The organism is Alicyclobacillus vulcanalis (assembly GCF_900156755.1).
GTDB classification, from domain to species: Bacteria; Bacillota; Bacilli; order Alicyclobacillales; family Alicyclobacillaceae; genus Alicyclobacillus; species Alicyclobacillus vulcanalis.
The window spans coordinates 368936-388233 of record NZ_FTOO01000001.1 but is presented as its reverse complement, the minus strand read 5'-3'; the positions used below and the strand labels follow the sequence as shown (position 1 = coordinate 388233).

Here is a 19298-nt window from a genome sequence, read left to right as displayed (position 1 = left end):
TTATACAGGCGGTGTAAAGCAGGGGGACGCCGGGCTCAGGCGCGGCCCGTGGGAACACGCACCGCCAGGCTCAAGGCCCCGCTCGACGAACGCGTCGCGCGGGCTCAGGCGCGGGCTCAGGCGCGACCCGTAAGGAACGCGCGGGACGCCTCCCAGAGCCCGTTCAGGTACGTGAGGCCGAGCGCGCGGTCGTACAGGCCGTACCCAGGGATGCCCGTCCCGCCCCAGATCATGCGGCCGTGATCGGGCCGGGCGGGCCCTTGGTAGTTGAGCCGCGCGAGAATGGCCACGAGTTGCGCCATGTCCACGGACCCGTCGCGCGAAAGGTGGCCCGATTCATAGAACGACTTGTCGCCCACGCGCTTGACGTTGCGCAGGTGTACGAAGTGCAGCCGATTGCGCTCGCCGAGATCGCGCAGAATGGCGGGCAGGTCGTTCTCGGCCGACGCGCCGAGCGATCCGGAGCAGAAGCAGACGCCGTTGGCGGGCGAGTCACACAGCTCAAACATGCGCAAAAACGAGGCGTGCCGCCCGATGATCCGCGGAATGCCGACGACGGGCCAGGGCGGATCGTCCGGGTGAATGGCGAGGCGAATGCCCACCTCCTCCGCCACGGGCGCCACGGCGCGCAGGAAGTAGGCGAGGCTGTCCCACAAGCCCTCGTCGCCGCGATCGCGGTACTCGTCCCGCAGGCGGCGCAGCTTGTCGCCGTCCTCCTCGATGTTCCACACGGGCAGCTTCACGCGCCCCGAAAGGAGCGCCTCTTCGTCCACCTGATCGTGGAAGTAGGCAAGCGCGTTGGAACCGTCCGGCAGAGGATAGGCGAGCGAGGTGCGCATCCAGTCGAAGAGCGGCATGAAGTTGTAACAGACCGTGTCGATCCCGGCCTTCGCCAGCCGCCGAAGCGTCTCTTGATACGCCTCGATGTACTTGTCGCGCGTCGGGCGCCCGAGCTTGATGTCCTCGTGCACCGGCACGCTCTCGACCACCGTCAGGCGGAAGCCGCGCGCCTCGACGGTCTCGACGAGCGCCCGAATTTCGTCCTCGGGCCAGACGTCCCCTGGCGGCACGTGATAGAGCGCGGACACGATGCCGACGCACCCTGGGATTTGGCGAATCTGCTCGAGCTTGACGGGATCGTCAGGTCCATACCAGCGAAACGAGAGTTGCACCCAAAGCCCCCCTCTCAGCCGCGCACGAGGCGCACGAGGCGCTCCGCCCGTTTGGCGATCGAGGCAAAGTCCCGCGCTTCGATGTCGGATTTGGGAAACAGCGAACTGCCGACGCCCACCGCCACCGCGCCTGCGTCGAGGAAGGCGCGCGCGTTCTCCTCGCCGACGCCGCCCGTCACCATGGCCTTCAGGTCCTTGAAGGGCCCGCGAAGATCGCGCAAGTACGACGGACCGACGAGGCTGCCGGGGAAAATCTTCACGGCCTGAGCACCGTGCCGAAGCGCCGCGGCGATCTCGCTCGGCGTGAGGACGCCGGGCACCATCGGCACGCCCCACGCTTCGGCCGCCGCCAAAAGGTCCACATCCAGGTGCGGCGAGACGAAAAACGATGCGCCCGCCTCCTTCGCCGCGCGCATCTGCTCGCGCGTGAACACCGTGCCCGCGCCGAGCAGGACGCGATCGCCAAGCGCCGCGCGCGCCCTCTGAATGAGCTCCGCACCGTCCGGCGCGTCCATCGTGACCTCGATGGCCCGCACTCCGCCGTCTAAAAGCGCGCGCACCACGTCGAGAAACGTGTCCGACGGCAGGCGCCGCAGAACCGCCACAACTTTCTCTTCCTCAAGCATCGATACGACGTTCATCGCTCCACGCCTCCCTGGCCTTCCAGATACGACATGGCCTCGCGCCACGTCGGATAGCCATCGTAGTCTCCCTCGGCCGTGACCGCACACGCGCCGACCAGCGCCCCCAGCCGCAGCGACTCGGGCACGCTCCAGCCCTTCATTTGACCTGCGATAAACCCAGCGTTGAACCCGTCCCCGGCCCCGACCGTGTCGACGACGTTGGACACGGACCAGGCCGGCACCTGCAAGACGCCGTCATCCGACAGCCACTCCGCGCCTTCCCCGCCTCGCTTGACGATCACGCCCCTTCCGCGAAATCCGAGTGCCTGAACCGCGCTCAGGACCTCTTCGCCGCGCGAAGTGCCCAGAAGCAAATCCGCCTCGCTGTCGCCGAGAAACAACCAGGTCGCCTTCGGTGCCATGTGTTCGAGGAGTTCCCGCCAAGCATCTTCCGGCGCGAGCTTGAGGCGCACGTTGATGTCGAAGGACACCGCGGCGCCCGCCTGATTCGCAGCCTCCACCAAAACGTCGCTGGCACGCCGCGCCGCCTCGCCGATCATCCAGGTGATGCCGGTTCCATGCACCCACGCGATGTCGCCCGCCCGAAGCGCTTCCTCGGCCGGATCGGTCGGAAAGCCTTCAAGCGCCATGGGTGAGCCGCTGCGATAGTAGAAGACTTCGGTGCGACCGTCGAAGCTGGACCATTGCTTAAAATAAATCCCAGTCTGTGTGCGGTGCGACGCCGAAATGAGCTCGTCCGCCACGCCTTCTTCGCGCAACGTCCGGCGAATCTGCTCGCCGAAAGGATCGTCGCCGACTTTCGCCAGGTAGGCCACAGGGACGCCGAGCCTTGCGAGTCCGATGGCCGTGTTGAGTTCCGCGCCAGCGCAACCCGTGTGGAAGCGCCGAACGCGGGACAGCTTGCCTGGCCGCTCCGGCACGCACACCACGAGTGGCTCACCGAAGGTGAGCACGCGGCCCGTCGCTGCTTGATGCTCTGTCATCTTCACCCTCCTTGGGAAAGGCCGCGCACCAGGGTCGTTGTGCTCACGGCCCGCGCCCATTCTTGTATACTTGTGTGTTAGAACATGTGAAAAAATCAGGGCGGCATCGCCCGCGAGGACATTGTAACACGAAAACGGCGTGTGCGGCTCGCGCAGCGCTTGCGGCGGGATTTGCACAAAATGGCGAACCGCATCGTCTCCAGGCATCGCCTCCGATCACGACCTCCACCCTCACACCCAGAGGTCCACATCCGAAGAATCTTGTTGAAGGCTGGACAAAGGCAAACTTCGCGCAAGCGGAGGACGCAAAGCTACAGGGGCTCGATGGCCATCGCGCATCGTGCCAGCCAGCTGCCTGGCCCAAGCCTCCAGCCTACTTCAAGCAAGGTGGAGGATGAGAAGCGATGAAGAGATGGACCCGGAAGTCGATGCTGTCGCTCGGAATTGCGGCACTTGCGGCCGCGTCATTGAGTTCGGTGGTGTACGCCGAGGTGCATGGCGCGAAGGCGGGCCCACACGGTCCCGCACCCGTCGCCGGCGCAGAGGGCAAAGCGGAGGCCGGATCGGCCGCAGCGCACGCCCAAGGGCACGGGCCACTCGGCCCCAAGGCGGGCGACGAGCACAACGCACCTGGCGTCTGGAATGCGGCCGTGCGTCGGCTGGTCGCTCAGGCGGACCAAAAGATGGCCCGCGCACACAGTGAGCTCGAGCGATCGCTTGAGCGTGCCAAGGGCAACCCATCTGCCATTTCCGCTGCGCTCACGGCGTACGAACAGCAGGTGCAACAGGCGCTGACAGATCTTCAAACCCAATGGGCCAAGCTTGCCGCCACCGCGCCAAGCGGTTCCTCGGGCGGCGGGTCGACCCCAGGCAATTCGACCGGGAACGGCACCACGAACAGCACAGGTTCGCCGGTCGGCAACACGACGAATCAAGCGGTCGGCAACGCGGCCTCCAACAACACCACGAGCGATACGGGAACCAACGACACGACAACCGGTTAAGCAGCCTTGGTCCTGCGCGCCGGGCGGACGCCAAGCGCGGCCCGGCGCTGTTCCTCATCTGGATAGCCTCTGCGATGCCCCACGGTTCGTGCCTGGGGCATCGCGACGTTTCGGCGGGTGGAACACCGTTCCAGACGACGCGGTGTCCGCTCGATTCCTTCGCGCGTCGCGCTCATTCGTTCGAACGGACCCACCCTTCGCGCCCGGCGCGCCACGCCCGCATCGCGTTTTCCACCGCCGAGCGAAGCAAAAGCGGGGCGTTGGCCAGCGCCTCGCCAAGGTCCATGGGTCCCGGCGTGATCGAGAAAAGTGCGGTCACGCCTTGGTCATACAACGCCTCGGCGCCAGGACCGATGGAGCCTGAGATGCAGAAGACGGGCACCCCGTGCGACTGTGCGCGCCGCGCGACACCTGCGACCGCTTTGCCGTAAGCTGTCTGCTCGTCCGTGCGGCCCTCCCCCGTCAGGACGAGATCGGCACTGCGAACATGCTCGTCAAACTGCGTGGCGTCGAGCACGAAATCGATGCCCGAGAGGCGACGGGCGCCAAGCAGGTACAGCGCGAAGCCGAGCCCACCCGCGGCCCCGGCGCCGGCGAGCGAGGCTGCAAGCCGGCCCATGGCCCTCTCACAGATCTCCGCCACGCGGGCGATCTCGCCATCAAGGCGCTCCACATCTGCCGCATCGACGCCTTTTTGCGGGCCGAAGACGCGCGTGGCCCCTTGCGGCCCGCAGAGCGGATTTTCCACGTCGCACACCGCGAGAAGCTCCACACCGCGCAGGCGGGCGTCGAGCCCCGCGACATCGGCGCGCGCGATGCGGTGCATGGCCGCAGGCACAGGCGGCACCGGCTCGCCCGCATCGTCCACAAGTTGAACGCCCAGCGCCGAGAGCATGCCCAGCCCCGCGTCGTTCGTCCCCGACCCCCCGAGCGTCACGGCGATCCGCCGATGGCCGAGATCGAGCGCATGGCGAATCATCTCGCCGACGCCCCATGTCGCGCGGTGCCACACGTCCTGCCCTGAGGCCATCGCCTCCGGCAGGCCCACGGCCTGCGCGCACTCGATCACGGCGGTGCCATCGGGGAGCGCCAAGAAGTATGCCTTCTTGCGATGGCCCCCCGAGCTCGTCACCTCTACCCACACCGCCCGCGCGCCGGTGGAAGCCGCGATGGCGTCCAGCGTTCCTTCGCCTCCGTCGGCGACGGGCAGGAGCGTCACATGGGCTGAGGGGCAGGCGCGGCGCGCGCCTTCCGCCATGGCCCGGGCCGCTTCGTCCGCGGTGAGCGAACCCTTGAAGGAGTCGGGGGCGACGAGGAGGCGCACAGCATTTCGCGCCATACTCGGTCTTTCCTGTGCCCGCGCCGGGATTTCCTCACCCATACCCATGCATTACCTCCTCGTTCCGCGCCCACCCATGGGACGCGGAGACGGAGATGCCTGCGGCTTGAGTCGCGGAGGATGACTCCACTTCACGCGCTGAGGATCCCTGACGTCCTTTTGCTTCAACATGAGCTCGGTGATCTCGCCAATCGGCGGCGATGTCTCCTCCTTGCCGCCTTCGAGGTCTCCGTACAGCCTGGGTTCGTCCACGGTCTCAAACCAGACGCCCTTTTTCCCTTCTGGCGGCTCAATCCTCCGAACGCGCACGACGTCACCCTTCTTCGGGCCAGCCGGCTGAGCAGGCGACGTTGCACCTTCGACTTGTCGTGCGCGGGCTCGACCCAAGCCACTCGACGTTTTCCCACCCACGCCCCAGCTCGTGAGCGCATCCAGAAGCCGCTCCCACGACCACGCGAGCCACGCTTCCGCCTTCGGATCCGCACAGTCGATCCCAAGGCGCAGCAAAAACGTGGGACAGTCCAGGCTGAGAAAATAAATTGGAATCGGATCGTCCATCCCATGCGGCGTGTCGACCTCGCGGTAGTACGACGGATAGTGCACGGTCATGACGTCGAGCCTGAGACACGCAAGGGACTCCGGTGCAAGGAGCGCGTCATGAAACACGAGCGCCCCTCGTGATCTGTCCTCGGAATTCGGGCCTTCATCGACCGTTCCAAAGAGAAACCGATGAGCTTCTCCCCCGCGTTTGAAAGCGCTGTGGCCCAGTTGCTCCCCGACGACCTCGTGAACGTAATGCGCCGTAAGTCCTTTCAAGGTGCTTGCGGGGATGTACGGCACGCCATAGACGGGGTGAAACGCCAAGCCCACCTCATAGACAGACTCGCGCCCTAAGCCCACGGCAACCCGCTCACTGAACCGGATCTCGCCGCGCGTGTAGCGATCATGTGCGCGGCTCGGGATGTCCTTCGCGCGCTCATACCACATCGAATACCATCCGTCGCGCTTCAGGGAGCACAACGCTTGCAAAATGTCTTCATATGCGGAGGCCAGTAGACCGCCCTCGGCCTCTGCCTGCGTACCTCTTCTGTGAAACGCGAATCCAAAGCGGTAAAACACCAGGCCCGGATTGCCGAAATGTGCTTTTGCAGCGTCCCACTCGCCGGCGTGCGCCAAGGGGCCACCCACATGACCGTCACGCATGGGCCCCCTCCTCGTCTCCCACCAGGATTTCCACCATACGCTTCAACCAAGTGGCTGCCTCCAGGGCGAGCCGCGATACGACGACAACTTCATGGAGTTTCATTTTCGCGAGTTTCGTCGTCGTGATCTGTTCCATGCCTGTGAAGGCACGTAACAACTTCGACAAGTGCGTAAGCACGAGGCTGTGAGCTGACGCTCGACCCGCGCGACTCTCCAAATATGCCACGGTTTGAAAGAGTCCTGATTGATGGAGAAGAGCAGGCAGCCCGCGTACGAGGGAAGCGTACTCAGCACGAACGCAAGCCTCCACCTGGTCCACAAGCTCCTGGGCCGTCTGCAAAAATTGGGCTGCGCGAGGCTGTACGTCGTCGACAGGTAGCCTATCCACGTCAGTTCACCGCCTTCCGTGGTCCGAAGATCAGCTGCGACTGGCCGCACCCTGTCGTCGCATTCCCGCCGATTTGCATGAGCCTCCTGCCCGTAAAGTTGGACAGCACATCTTCCGTCGGATCGTCCAAAGCCACGAGGCCCGCAAGGAGCGATTCAGGCGGAAGTGACTCCTCGTACCAGAGCGCCCCATTGGCGACGGTGCCGTGATCGCCCATGCGAATGTGCGCGTCCACCTGGGTCCCTTGCTCAGAAAACAACTGAAACATCTGGTCGTTGACGACCACAAACCGTTCGACAAACGCCTGCCTCCACGCTTCCTCTTCAAACACGATCTCGGCGAGCTTCCGCGCGACAGACGTCGTGAGCTCACACATGTCGGCCTTCAGGCAAAATTCCAAGAGATACAGCGATGGATCGGCATTCTGAAACTGGAAGCCAAGCTTGGAGCCCTCCGCCACCCGCGCTTGACTTACATCGACACTGCGGGGCCAGTCAGGGAGGTCAAAGCCTGCCAACGCCATGTCGCGCGATAGGCGCTGTAAGATGAGCGGGCACGTCACATAGGCATACGTGCCAAACAAACTTGCGACAGGAAGACAGACAAGTCGGGCATCCGTGAATGTCGCGAGCCCTGCGCGATCCTGCGTGCCAAACACGCGGTGTACGTCGCCAAGCTGGAGGCGTTCCCACTCGTCCCGAAGCACGCCCTTGACGGAGGTGCCTGGAATATAGGGCCACCCGGTGACCTTCTCGCGGACAACGGGGAGATCCACGAATCCGGTGCCCTGTCCCGCCCCGACATGAATGGGTGAATAGGCATACAGCCAGTACGATTGAACGATGCTCACAATACATCCTCCCTCCACGACCACCGGCCGACGGCCACGATGCCAAATCCGTCGCAGGCGTCTTGCGGATCATCCGCCACCGACGACCACCACAGGTCAAGCGGCCGGATCGATCGATGCGGATCCTCTTCCAGCACGGTAAAGAAGTAAACGCTGCCTGCAGGAACGCATTTGCGCATCGGTTTGGGCCCGCGCGGTTCGGCGAGGCTCCACCCTGACACCGGGACGTAGCGAGACACGATGGCCGTCTCAAGCCTCACGCGCATCTGCGTACCGGGCCACGTTCCCTCCAGGCGTTCGTCCAGCCATGTGGGCAGCCAGCCCCTCGCGAACGGACAGGGCGTGATGAGCGCCATCCGGAGCAAATCGCCACTGCGATAGGGCTCCGTGAGCGCCCGGCTTGCTCCCCAACCGGCCGGTGCCGCATGTTGTGCCGGTTTCCAACTCACGCGAGCTAGCCCGCGCTCGCCTCCGAGATGACCCACGGCCTCGGAGCAGTCTTCGAACACATCTTCCAACGCATCCGGCAGCGTGACAAAGCAAGCAAGTCGCTCATGGTGCTGAAACCGGAGCCCTGACGGCGAGTAGAGTCCTCCCGTCTTCCGATGCCCCCCTTCCATCTGCACGTGCGTGCGCCACTCCAATGTGGGGCCAGGACGAAAGTGGCGATCACGCGCGCTATTGGCGTCTTCTGGTTCAAACAGGTAAGCCGACAGGGCCGAGACGGGATCTTCGCCAACGTGCTCCATCATCGGCGTCTTCGCGTGGTCGCGCGACATCCACCTGAGATACGCGTCGAGCGACCAAAAGGCAGGTGGCGCAAGAGGCTTGTCCACGCCGGGCGGGCAGGCAAAGGCCCGCGGGATCGGAAGATCGGTGTCGGCGTCGTCGCCCACGCGCATCGGAACCAAAGCGCCCAATTTCATCCGGCCTTCGGCCCTCGCCATCCAGACGTCGCGCGGCGCCGGGACAAAAAATTCATAGGTTCCGTTGACATGTTCCACAGTGAGCATCGGACCTTGTACAACGATTTGCTTGAGCAAGGCAATCCTGCTTGTTGAAAAAGCTGCGTGACCTGGCGCACTCAGAGACCCCACCAGCGTCCTGACCGCGCCTGCGGTGGTCGGAGGCAATGGCCAGGGGAGCGAATACAGCGTTCGGTTTTCGCCTCCAAAAGGTCGCCCGTCGCGCACGACAACGCGGCCGAAAGGCTCCAAGATCACCCATCCCTTTTTCATGTCCCGACCTCCTCGTGCGCCCGCCCGCGCGAATTCCAAATCGCCGGTTCGGTGTGGCTCGCGAACCAATGCCCCAACTTCAGCCATGATGCGCAAACCTCAAGCGCAGCCATCGCGTCACCAGCATGCGCCTCATGAGCTTGAAGTCGCGACGCAAACAGCGACTCGATTTCCTTCACGACCTCGTCCGCGAGCTGCCTTTCGCCGGGCAGTGTGCGCCGGCGAAGGGCTCGCCGCAGCTCCCCAGCCACGATGTCCTTGCTGGCTTTCCTTCCGTAGAGGCGGGCGACCCCCTCGAGCGCATACCCCGTGGCGTGCGCGACTTCGGCCTTTTGGTGCCAAGTGACCAACCGCTCCATGCGGGGCACGGGATCTTCGTCCCACCTGCATCGCACGCGGATCGGATCGCCTCCGGAGCGGGTCTGAACCCAGACGCAAAGGCCGTTGCGGTCGGGCTCTTTCGCCTCGTGTTCCGCCTGCTGTGCGAGTTGGCGAAGATAGCCAAGATCCTCCCGGCAGTATCCAATTGCGATCCCGACGGACAACGACGGCTTGTCCTGCGTCGCGATCGTGCCGACCAAAGACTCGAATAACGTTCGCAGCGCATCCGCCGCCTGCAGGCAGGTCTCGAGCGGCAGGAAGGCCAACACGTCGTCGCCGCCCGCATAGACGGGAACCCCATGATGCTCGACGATCACGTCCTGCGCGCGTCTCGCAAACTCGGACACGCGAGCGCTGAAATCCTTGTGATTCTCCACGCGCTGCATCCGGTCGATTTGGACGCCCATGCGGTCCCCGTCGGCCATCAGCACGGCCAGGTAGGGATGCGGTGCGTGCGGGCGTAACTTCTGCAGGCGGGTGACCTCGTCTTTGAGCACGCGCGCCAGCTCTCCATCGCGCGCGGCCAGCTGTTTGAACTCCTCCTGTTCGAAGAAACCTTCGAGGAGCACCTTGCCGTCATAAGGAAATTCTTGATAGTCTGATGGAACGTGGCTAGCCGCCGTGTGAAATTCGGCCATGCGCGAGACCACATCCGCCTCAGGCACCTTGTCCGCGACCATCTGCAATACATCGGACGTGCGCCGCAGTTGTGCGCGAAAGCTTTCGTCCAACAACCCGGCGCGGATCCAGCTGTCCACCGCCACGCGCACCACGGACGGATACGGTCGGTGTACGCTCAACGGCTTGATGAGCCCCATGGCATCCAAGGCCTCACCCACCCGAATGCCCTTGCTCCTCAAGCGACGCTCAAGGATTTCATCACCCGGGTACACCCGCATCACAGACTCGCGCGCGCCATCCAGGCTCGACTTGACGACGGGTTTCCCCGGGTTCGGCTCGAAATTGCGGACGGTCTTTCGCGCCGCCAGCAACGCCTCGACGCGCTTTCGATCCCGCTCGTACACACCCGTGACCGGCACCCAGGCCGCATAAAATTCGAGGAAATCATCCACCTGGCGGAAAAAAAGGTCTTCATCCACCACATCTCGAGAAGGTGGAAGCCCGTCCTGGAGCTTCTGCAGGGTATCTTTCGCGATGCGCCGAAGATAGGTCAACGCCGCATCACGCGCCCGTTTCACGACGTGCCGGACCGAATCGGCCTCAACCACAGCGAGAATTTTGTTCGAGATGGCCTGCGTACCTCGTAGACTGTCAGGATGCGGAAAAATGAGTTCTGCGCTGTCGGCGACAAGACTTTCGGCCACTCGCTTAGAAACCTCTGAGAGAAAGTGAGAACCAAACCAGAGGTCTCTCGTCCGCCGGGCGGCCTGCACAAAGTCTTGCACCGGACCTAAGCTTATGGACCCCAAATACTCGCCCACGACGATCACGCCCTTCAAGTCGCATTGCGCGGATAAATGACGCCAAACCCCTGACTCTTTAGATGTCGGAGAAAGTCCGCCAGTGGATCCTCGGCATACTCGAATTGCGGGGAGTTCTCAGATTGGGCTTCGAGCACGGCGAGCCGGTCCTCGCGCTTTCTCAGCGCAGCCTTTGGAGGCACGCTGATCACATGATCCCCGACTTTGAGCGACATGCAAACAAACCCGTCTTTCTGATCGTCGGTCAAGGGCGACTCCAGCCACACGCACATGGGATAGACCGATGAACCGACGAGCACGGGGCGCAAAATGAAGGGACTCGGGAAACGCCCCAGCAGACTTCCAGGGTCTTTTTCTGGACGCAGCTCAGCGTCTGGTGTCGATTCTCTTTGAAAGTGAAAGTTCACAGGCAGACCCAGCAACGCGCGCGGAACGCGAAGTTTTTCTTGGTTAACCTTCTCCCCGCGTGCAAGCGCGCGTATGATGTTGGCTTCGGGCCAACGCGTCTTGGTGTACCCTGTCCTTCCGTTCTTCTTCGGCTCCCTCAGCTGTCGATACCGTTGCAAAGGTCGGATGCAGTGCTCCCACACCTCCCAAACATCAGAATTCAACTTACCTTGCTTTGGCGCGTGTCTGGTCTTATCTTTGACAACCAGTACAGCTCGAACGGCGGGTAGACCTTCGGGCTGATGATCCGCGAGATGCTTGGCAATTTCGTCGAGACTGCGAGGAATATCGTCGACCGTCAGCGCGCCGAAACCTCGCCGCCAGCGCATGCCAATGCCCCCGAGGTGCACCCACCGCCACAGAGCTTCGCGGACTTCTTGCTCGACTTGATCTTTCACGTGCTCACACAGGTGCCGAGCCCACGGCGTCCAGTCAATCCGAACGGTGAAACGCCCCATGAAGACCTCTGAACGAGCGTCCTTTGAATCTCCCCTGTTCGGCTGCAGAGGAAATGCTGCATAGCCAATGGGCGAGACCTTGTTCACTTGATCGAGGCCCATCGCCCTGCCCAAATGGCTCACCACGTCCCTGATAGACCCCTGCCGAACATTCTTGCAGCGCTCGATGGTGGATTGCACCTGCACTGTGACCAACCCAGCCTGGCTAGAACTCCCCCACACCGCGGCCTCGCGAAGGCGCAATCGCTTGACGGAATCGAATGCCGCAAGGCGCACATCCGCGCGACCTCCGCGTTCGGCTTGAAGCCGTTTCTCTATCCACTCATCCAAAGGTCCTCCTCTCGACACCGTTCGCCACCAAAATCGCAGATGTCCCCTCACCGTCTCTCCACGTATCGGGTGTCCTTGATCGACCTGTTGCGAGCGAACGCCCGCGCCGATCACGGGTGTGAGCGTTCGAACGTCCATACTCACCAGGAGATGCGAAGCTTCACGAACTTCAGGAAGTTCAAGATTGGGTATTCTGCTCATTCACAGTCTCCTCTCGCGCGCGAACATACTCCATGAGCTGCGCCATTGGCTCCTCGAGTGAAGTTCGGAAGGTTTCTTCTGATGTGTTGGGTTTGCCCGACTGGAAGAAACCATGATTGAGTTGATTGCGAAGTGCAGATATGTTGCTAATCTGTTCGGAAAACTGTTCAAGAAAAGCTCGAGCGGCGTCAATCCGCTCTTGCGGTATGTTCGCGAGGCTGGGGTGATCGCGATTCGGATCAGACGCTCCTTTACTCACTGAGTGCGCTAACCTCGACAACTCTTCCCGAGCAGAATGATCAAAAACATCCATTGCTGCCGTTTCCGCCGCGTGCGTATAGTAGAGTTCGCGCATGGTTGTGTAGGCCTGATGAAGCATTCCACGGTCCACGTACCAGCGGACCATGGCGAGCATCAGCGGTACCCATTCCGTCTCACAGAGCGGCTCAATTTGCTCGCGCACCTGTCGAAGGATAATCAACAATGGGTAAAAGGCCGCCGCGTCCGCGCCACGCTCCGCAAAACGACGCTCACACGCATCCAGGGCCTCGATGGCGTCCTTCGCCGCAGTAGGCACGGCGAAGTGCTTCGTGATCCGCAGGACTTCCCAAAGCGCGTTCCATTTCTTCGCAAATTTCGAAAGAGGCGAAAGCAAGGCGTTCAGGGACGAATCTTGACCCGCTACGGACTTCTGAATTTCCTCGACAAGCCGCTGCACACCACTCGCATCCGGGCCCTTGAGCGCGCGCTGGGTCTCCAAGACCCACTGCTGCAATTGCGCAAGCGGCGTGAGATCGAGGACCGAGCCTTGTTGAGTGTCTCTGTCGGCTGTTGCATAGAGAATGAGATCGAGTCTTACGCCGTAGACGACATAGGCGTAGTGAAAGAGCGTGAGCACGAGCATGGGAAAGTAGCGAAACGAGTGTGTCGCGTCTACGGCCACGCGGAGCTCGCCATCCGGGCCCAGGGATTCTGCCTTTTCCGACAACTCGCGAACCAACGTCTCAAAATTGCGCCAGACGCTCTGCTCGCTAAACTGTTCGTCGAAGTCCACTTCGTGGACGGTAACTCCCATGGTCTCGGCACACGCATAGATTTGATCCCTCGGTGAGCTTTCTCCCACCGCAGCGGGTATTGTCCACTTCTTTCGCGCTTGCGGTGTCAAGACCACCCAAACCTCGTCGGGACGAAAAGGCATAACGCCTTTCTGCATCCATTCGAGCGCCACGACCTGAAAGTATCGACTTGAAGAAATGTAATCCTTCCACTGATAGTTGGCGACAAAATAGCCGCCACTCCCAAAAAACGTGACGAAGATCTTGCGAGTCGACATCGTTGCCCTTCCCTTCAGTTCATTTGATGCACCTCGGATGAAAAAGCCTCCACGCGGATGTCATCCCTGGTCTTCACTAACCGCACGCGCGTATAGACGTGAGAACTATTCTTCGACCGCTGCAACTGGCGTGCATAAGCGAGTGCGTGGTCGGCATGTGCGGCGTACACCCGGGGAACAACTCCCTCTTCGTAGAAAATCCGATACGGATTGTTCCCGTCGTCAAACACCACGTGACCGTTCTTGTTCTCCGTCTTGTTGTCGCGCAGTTGCGCAGAACGAGCAAACTTGAAGACGCATGCTCGCAACCGAGCATCGGCCTGAATTTCGTTGAGAACTTGTTTGGTGACGTCAAGGACGGCAGCATCGCGTTCAAAGGCGAAAAGAAGGAGATTCCCCGTGCCGTTCAAGGCACAGAGGTCGTCTACTTCTTCAACGTAGCCGAGTTCCCGCAACGTTTGGTATTCCTCGCGCCCCTCCCATTCCGCCAAGGGCGCGGCTCGGTGAAGTTGTACAAACGTTTCATAATGCGACTCGACCAGCGAGGTATCGAGCGCGACCGGCAGCGGATGCATCACGAGGATGGAAGAACTTTGCTCATACTTGTAGACAAGCGGCAAGTGGTACAAGAATGCCATGGCGGATGTGTACGGCGTGATCGCCTTGAACCCCGACGTCACATTCAAAAGGACAGTTGCATCGCGTGGATCGGTGGGAAACTCCTCTTCGACAATGCGGCGGATTCGTTCCAACAGCGAGGGCAGGCCGCTCCGAATGAAACTCACACTGTCTTTGGGATCCAAGCCACGAATGCGATCGCAATCTTCCTTAAAATAACATTCCTTCCCCATCTCGCGACTCACTTGTTGAATCGCCTTTGCCGCGAGCACGGCCTCATCCGAATCCGGAGCGAGAAGATAATGAGTAAACCGGTCCTTCCTGTAGCGCGGAAGCTTTTCCGCACCAAGGAGGATGCTCATCTCAGCGGAGGTTTCAATCCTTTCCCGAAGATTCTCTACCATCTGATCGTACGAGGCCTGCGTGCGTTGGCCGAGGGGAATGTTTCCCCAAGCGGACACCCCCACGATGGAAATCAAGACCCTCTGCCTCGACATGCGCAACCCCCGCTTCTTTCGCCGCTCGATATACCCATGAAGCCAAAATTCGACGTGTGTATCCAAAATCCTCCCTCCGTTCTACAACATTTTCACACTTGATCGATCCCTGAGAAAACATCCGACCCTCGCTACTCGAGCGACCAGCTCGCGCTATAATGAAACCGTTACCGAATCGAGGTGTTGGCCATGAACCGCAACTGGCTTCGCATCCTTTCCATCGCCATCCCGGTGGCCTGCCTCGTCGTGTCCGCCGTGACGGCGCGCTGGGGTCTGTTATTCCTTTGCGTAACCCCCGCCTTCCTTCAGTGGGGCTTTGGCTGGGGCGAGCGAAAGCGCAACCAGTCGCGAGATCCAAAAGACCCGCCCTGGGGCGGGTCATGAGCGGCGATCGTTTCGCTTTTCACGTTCCAGTTGTGCACTTCTCCAGATAAAATAGCCAAGCACGGCGAGGCCCAGGAGCTCAAACAGCGCTTGCACGTTACACACCTCGCATGGAAAGGGTGGCGTCTCTTGAACAACCGGCTCCCCCTGTTTTACGCTGTCACGGCGTTGTACTGGTTCTCCACCTACACGTATGTACCGCTGTTGTCACCGTACGTCGTCGCCCTCGGAGGCTCGCTGAGCATGGCCGGCATGGTCGTCGGGTCGTACGGCTTCTCCCAGATGCTCGTCAGAGTCCCGATTGGCGTCTGGTCCGACAAAATCCGCAGCCGCAAGCCGTTTGTCATCGCCGGCGGTGCGATGGGCATGCTCTCGAGCCTCGGATTCGCCATCACCCACTCGGTCGCAGCTGCCCTCGTCTTCCGCCTGCTCGCCGGGATCGCGGCCGGGTGCTGGGTCGTGTTCACCGTGCTCTACGCAAGCTATCACGAGCCTCACGAGGCGCCCAAGGCGATGGGGATCCTGAGCTTTTACACGTCCATCGGCCAGCTTGCAGCGTCGACGCTCGGCGGCTTGTGGGCAGAGCACCACGGCTGGCACGCCGCGTTCTGGCTCGGCGCTGCCGGTGGACTCGCAGCCACCGTCCTCGCCTGCTTCGTCGTCGACAAACCGCCTGCGCGCGATCACGGCGGCATCCGCGTGGGCGAGATGCTCGCCGTCGGGCGGGATCGCATCGTCCTTGGCGTTTCCTGTTTGGCGGTCCTCGCCCAAGTCGTCACCTTCACCACCATGTTTGGCTTCAGCCCCGAGCAGGCCACGCAGCTCGGCGCGAACAAAGCGGATTTGAGCTGGCTCACCCTCGCGGCCACCCTGCCGAACGCCGTCGCGTCCTACTTCAGTGGCAGCCTGTTTGCCCGCTGGATCGGCGAGCGCAACGTCGTGGCCTTCGGCTTCGCCATCGCGGCCTTGTTCACGGCCTCCATCCCGCTTTGCCACACGCTCACGCTGCTGTACGTGACGCAGGCCATCAATGGGTTTGGACAGGGACTGTGCATGCCCGTTCTCATGGGACTCGCCATCCGCCACATCGAGGCGGACCGCCGGGCCACGGCCATGGGCTTCTACCAAGCCATCTACGCCGTCGGCATGTTCGGCGGCCCCGCCGTCGTCGGATGGCTGGGCGATCTCGTCGGCTTAAGCCGAGGCTTTTGGGCTGTGGCCGCGGTCAGCGCTGCGGCCTGCGCCCTCACCTACGCGCTCGCCCCCGCGTCCGGCGCCCGTCGTCAGGTCATCACACGCTCCAGCTGATCGCGCAAGGTATTCACGTCGATGAAGTGCATGCCCGCCACCATGCGCAGCTCCGACGCGATGAAGCCCGCGGTCGAAAGGACGATAAACTTTTTTCCACGGGCCCTGAGCAGTTGCAGGGCCCGCTCGAAATCCCCGTCGCCACTGACGAGAATGGCCATGTCGTAATTGTCAATCGTGTTGAACATGTCAAGGACGATCTCGATGTCCAGGTTCGCCTTGCGGGTGATGGACCCGTCCTCTTGGATGATCTCCTTGATATCCTTCGTCACAATCGAGTATCCGCTGTACGCCAGCATGTCGAGATACTTCTGCTCTCGGACGTCGCTCGGAGAACTTCGGCCTATATAATAGAAGGCATCCACCAGTTCGCCTTTGCTCTTGGCCCACTCCAGCAGCTTCTGCGCGTCGATGGTCCACTTCAGTTTGTCCCGCTGCATGTAATAGTAGTTCGCACCATCGACGAAGAGCGAAACTCTCATCTCCCGATGACTCCTTTTCTCTTCAGGGCTCGGCGTTTCTCGGGATCGCGCAGTCTCGTGCGAGATGGCTCGGCGACCGCGCGATCACGTCGGCATCGGTTCTATGGCAGAAGCAAACAGCGTTTCGTGCACAGCGAGAAGCGAAGCCCCGATCGCGACGGCGAGCTGGCTCCCGACGCGCACCGGGACCTGCTTGTTCTGCAACAGCGCGCGGTGCTTAATGACGCGCTCAACCTCTGGCAACACAAACGTGGATGCCCGCACCACGCTCCCCCCGAGGATGACCTCGTCGGGATTCAGCAGGTTTAACAAATTGGAAATTCCGAGGCCAAGATATTGCCCCAGCGAATGAAACGCGCGGATAAACGCGCGGTTGTCGTTCTGAGCCTCTTCCAGCGCCTGCTCAAGCACCGACTCTCTGCGGCTCAAGGCCGCGACGTCGGCGCCCGCTTCCCGCAAGTAGCGCATCAGGCCGCGTTCGGAAGCGTATTCTTCCCAACAACCGTATCCCCCGCACATGCATGCGGAACCCATCGGATTGATGGTCATGTGCCCGGCCTCACCAGCAATGCCGTCCCGGCCTCGGTACAGCTTCCCTTCCACGACAATCCCGGCGCCGACGCCAAGGCCCATGTTCACAAAAATGAGGTTCTTCACCTTCATCGCCTGCGCCATGTACTCGTTCCATGCACCGCAATTCGCATCGTTGTCGAGAAACAAGGGGATGCTCACCGTCCGGCCGAGATCGGCGAGAATCTCCCACTCCCCCACCGACACACTCGGCAAATAATACAACGCACCTCGGCGAAAGTCTACCATCCCCGGAAACGCGAGGCATGCGCCGAGAAGTCCGTATGGGCTCGGCGGCGCAGCGGCAACGGCTTTCTGCAGCTCCTCTTCGATGGCCTCGAGCAACACGGCACGCACGTCCTGCGCCTCTGCGAGCCCAAGCGTGCGCACGTGCCGATACACAGGCTCGCCCCGAATGTTGCACACGACCGTGGTCATGTGCGACAGCTGGACGTCGACGCCAATGGCGTACGCGGCATTGGCGTTGAACCGGAGGAGAATGGGCTTGCGCCCGCCGCTCGACGATCCGTAGCCCACCTCGAGCACGAGCTGCTCCGCGATGAGTTCATCCACAATATTGGAGACCGTGGCCTTGTTGAGCCCGGTCATCTGGGAGATGTCGATGCGCGAGGTGGTCCGCAGATCTCGAATCAATTTGAGGACCGTGGCGCGATTCATTCGGCGCATGGCCGAAGCGTCGACGTTGGCGTGCAACCCTCGGTCACCCCTTGAATTGGCGGCCCCACGCAGATGTTAGGCGGACAACGCGCCCGTCTATTGCAAAGCCCCGCGGAATGCCCTAGCATGAAGGTCATAGAATGAGAGAATGGCACGTTACGTATCAGTATACGCCGTCCGGCGTTTGAACAGAAGTGGGACGGAGGAGGAGCGCGCTTGACCCTGTTTCGCAAGTTGGTCATCTTGTTCAGCGTCGTCATCCTCGGCACCCTTTCCGCCACGCTGACCATCGTCTACTTCAAGAGCCGCGAGAGTATCATCAACCTATCGAAGGAGAAAGCGGTTTCCATCGTGCAGACCATCGACTCGGCGCTCCTCAGCGATGTCCCGGACTACCAATTCGAATCGGTGCTGTTAAACCTTAAGCGTCAAAATCCAGACCTCGTGTCCTTCGACATCTACAAGCTGAACGACTTTTTGTACGACATCGCGTCGACCGACCCGCGCCGGATCGGCAGCCAGGCGTCCCCCTCGAGCACCATCGCCCTCGGCGAGCAAAAGCTGCTCACCTCCATTCAGGGCTCGACCATCGACGTGGTGGTCCCGCTCACCGGCTACGCGGGCATGCAGTACAGCGCCAATGTTCGCCTGTCGATCGCGTCAGACCTCGCGTCTTTGAAGGGCCTGCTAAGCGACATTCTCGTCGCAGGCGTGTGCGCGCTTCTCGTCGCTGTGGCTTGCGCGTGGCTGTTCACGCGCCAAGTGCTCTCGAAACCCCTTCAATCCATGATGGAGGCCGCCAACGAGATTGCTCAGGGGAACTTCGCCGTCTCGCTTGAAGCGTCGCGCCGCAAGGATGAGCTCGGGAGCCTCGCCCGCGGCTTCGAACGCATGGCAAGGAGCCTGCAGCAGCTGGTCTCACAGATGGGCGAGACGGCCGAGGAACTGTACACCGACTTTAAGCAGCTGATTGAAAACGGCGATTACACGGCGCACGGGGCGTTGCACATGACGGACGTGCTCCAGCACGTGCGAGACGGGATCGAACGCGTCATGCGCAATGTGCAACAGTTGGCGGGACATCTCGCGGACGCAGCAGCGCAAGCGGAAGCAGTGCGAAGACCCCGCGCTGGCGACTTCGACTGGGAGCCCATGCAGCGCGCGGTCAATCGATTGATCGAGGACCTCAGCCAGGTCATGCGCGATCTCGACGGACTCTCGACCACGGCGCGCGGACAATTGTCGGCCGTGCAACAGGTCAACCGCACGGCGGGCCGACTGAGCGAACGAGCGAGTGAGCTCCACCAGTTGATGGCAAGCTTCGAAGTGTAGGAGATGGAGGGACACC

General features: G+C 61.8%; 18 protein-coding genes and 1 riboswitch. Of the genes, 4 read left to right on the top strand and 14 right to left on the bottom strand.

Annotated elements, in window-relative coordinates; all coding sequences use genetic code 11:
• Positions 1-116: 116 nt before the first annotated feature.
• The 3 genes from BW934_RS01905 to BW934_RS01895 are packed head-to-tail and all read right to left on the bottom strand — an operon-like array spanning position 117 to position 2799.
• A complete protein-coding gene (locus tag BW934_RS01905) occupies positions 117-1172 on the bottom strand; it encodes a mannonate dehydratase (RefSeq protein ID WP_076344479.1) in 1056 nt (351 codons plus the stop codon).
• Positions 1173-1186: 14 nt separating this feature from the next.
• The gene (locus tag BW934_RS01900; protein WP_076344477.1) at positions 1187-1813 is read right to left on the bottom strand and encodes a bifunctional 4-hydroxy-2-oxoglutarate aldolase/2-dehydro-3-deoxy-phosphogluconate aldolase; all 627 of its coding nucleotides are present in this window, start codon (positions 1811-1813) and stop codon (positions 1187-1189) included.
• On the bottom strand, positions 1810-2799 hold the full coding sequence (locus BW934_RS01895) for a sugar kinase (RefSeq protein WP_076344475.1): 990 nt from the start codon (positions 2797-2799) through the stop codon (positions 1810-1812). Before BW934_RS01895 ends, BW934_RS01900 begins: the two co-directional genes overlap by 4 nt.
• A 270-nt stretch (positions 2800-3069) precedes the next feature.
• Positions 3070-3158, top strand: a riboswitch (cyclic di-GMP riboswitch).
• 45 nt (positions 3159-3203) lie between these two features.
• Between BW934_RS01895 and BW934_RS01890 the strand changes: the two genes are divergently transcribed.
• The gene (locus BW934_RS01890) at positions 3204-3803 is read left to right on the top strand and encodes a hypothetical protein (protein WP_076344473.1); all 600 of its coding nucleotides are present in this window, start codon (positions 3204-3206) and stop codon (positions 3801-3803) included.
• Positions 3804-3975: 172 nt separating this feature from the next.
• Here BW934_RS01890 and BW934_RS01885 read toward each other — a convergent pair whose 3' ends face one another.
• The 9 genes from BW934_RS01885 to BW934_RS01845 are packed head-to-tail and all read right to left on the bottom strand — an operon-like array spanning position 3976 to position 14510.
• Positions 3976-5142 carry a glycerate kinase gene (locus tag BW934_RS01885; RefSeq protein ID WP_076344706.1) on the bottom strand — a complete coding sequence of 389 codons (1167 nt, stop codon included), beginning with the start codon at positions 5140-5142 and terminating at the stop codon, positions 3976-3978.
• A gap of 51 nt (positions 5143-5193) precedes the next feature.
• The gene (gene cmr6, locus BW934_RS01880) at positions 5194-6345 is read right to left on the bottom strand and encodes a type III-B CRISPR module RAMP protein Cmr6 (protein WP_076344471.1); all 1152 of its coding nucleotides are present in this window, start codon (positions 6343-6345) and stop codon (positions 5194-5196) included.
• The gene (gene cmr5 / locus BW934_RS01875) at positions 6338-6733 is read right to left on the bottom strand and encodes a type III-B CRISPR module-associated protein Cmr5 (protein ID WP_076344469.1); all 396 of its coding nucleotides are present in this window, start codon (positions 6731-6733) and stop codon (positions 6338-6340) included. The genes cmr6 and cmr5 overlap by 8 nt, the downstream gene beginning before the upstream one ends.
• Before the next feature lies 1 nt (position 6734).
• A complete protein-coding gene (gene cmr4 / locus BW934_RS01870; RefSeq protein ID WP_076344467.1) occupies positions 6735-7583 on the bottom strand; it encodes a type III-B CRISPR module RAMP protein Cmr4 in 849 nt (282 codons plus the stop codon).
• Positions 7580-8821 (bottom strand): type III-B CRISPR module-associated Cmr3 family protein, encoded by a 1242-nt coding sequence (locus BW934_RS01865; RefSeq protein ID WP_076344465.1) that lies wholly within the window; start codon positions 8819-8821, stop codon positions 7580-7582. The genes cmr4 and BW934_RS01865 overlap by 4 nt, the downstream gene beginning before the upstream one ends.
• Positions 8818-10644, bottom strand: coding sequence for a type III-B CRISPR-associated protein Cas10/Cmr2 (cas10, locus tag BW934_RS01860; RefSeq protein WP_268757169.1), 1827 nt, complete (start codon positions 10642-10644; stop codon positions 8818-8820). Before cas10 ends, BW934_RS01865 begins: the two co-directional genes overlap by 4 nt.
• 14 nt (positions 10645-10658) lie before the next feature.
• Positions 10659-12017, bottom strand: a complete 1359-nt coding sequence (cmr1, locus tag BW934_RS01855) for a type III-B CRISPR module RAMP protein Cmr1 (protein WP_234969483.1) — start codon at positions 12015-12017, stop codon at positions 10659-10661.
• A 40-nt stretch (positions 12018-12057) separates the two neighbouring features.
• Complete coding sequence (locus BW934_RS01850) at positions 12058-13413, bottom strand: TM1812 family CRISPR-associated protein (protein ID WP_076344459.1); 1356 nt, start codon at positions 13411-13413, stop codon at positions 12058-12060.
• 14 nt (positions 13414-13427) lie between these two features.
• Positions 13428-14510 carry a hypothetical protein gene (locus tag BW934_RS01845; RefSeq protein ID WP_234969464.1) on the bottom strand — a complete coding sequence of 361 codons (1083 nt, stop codon included), beginning with the start codon at positions 14508-14510 and terminating at the stop codon, positions 13428-13430.
• A 207-nt stretch (positions 14511-14717) separates the two neighbouring features.
• On the opposite strand from BW934_RS01845, the gene BW934_RS01840 reads away from it, so the two are divergent.
• Together BW934_RS01840 and BW934_RS01835 are read left to right on the top strand one after the other, a co-directional pair.
• Complete coding sequence (locus tag BW934_RS01840; RefSeq protein ID WP_076344457.1) at positions 14718-14912, top strand: hypothetical protein; 195 nt, start codon at positions 14718-14720, stop codon at positions 14910-14912.
• Positions 14913-15041: 129 nt separating this feature from the next.
• Positions 15042-16220 carry an MFS transporter gene (locus BW934_RS01835; protein WP_234969462.1) on the top strand — a complete coding sequence of 393 codons (1179 nt, stop codon included), beginning with the start codon at positions 15042-15044 and terminating at the stop codon, positions 16218-16220.
• Here BW934_RS01835 and BW934_RS01830 read toward each other — a convergent pair.
• On the bottom strand, positions 16196-16702 hold the full coding sequence (locus BW934_RS01830) for a LabA-like NYN domain-containing protein (RefSeq protein ID WP_076344453.1): 507 nt from the start codon (positions 16700-16702) through the stop codon (positions 16196-16198). The two genes, BW934_RS01835 and BW934_RS01830, sit on opposite strands and share 25 nt — an antisense overlap.
• Positions 16703-16786: 84 nt before the next feature.
• A complete protein-coding gene (locus tag BW934_RS01825) occupies positions 16787-17986 on the bottom strand; it encodes an ROK family protein (RefSeq protein WP_076344451.1) in 1200 nt (399 codons plus the stop codon).
• 180 nt (positions 17987-18166) lie between these two features.
• Here BW934_RS01825 and BW934_RS01820 point away from each other — a divergent pair, with 180 nt between their 5' ends.
• The gene (locus BW934_RS01820) at positions 18167-19282 is read left to right on the top strand and encodes a HAMP domain-containing protein (RefSeq protein ID WP_076344449.1); all 1116 of its coding nucleotides are present in this window, start codon (positions 18167-18169) and stop codon (positions 19280-19282) included.
• Positions 19283-19298 lie beyond the last annotated feature (16 nt).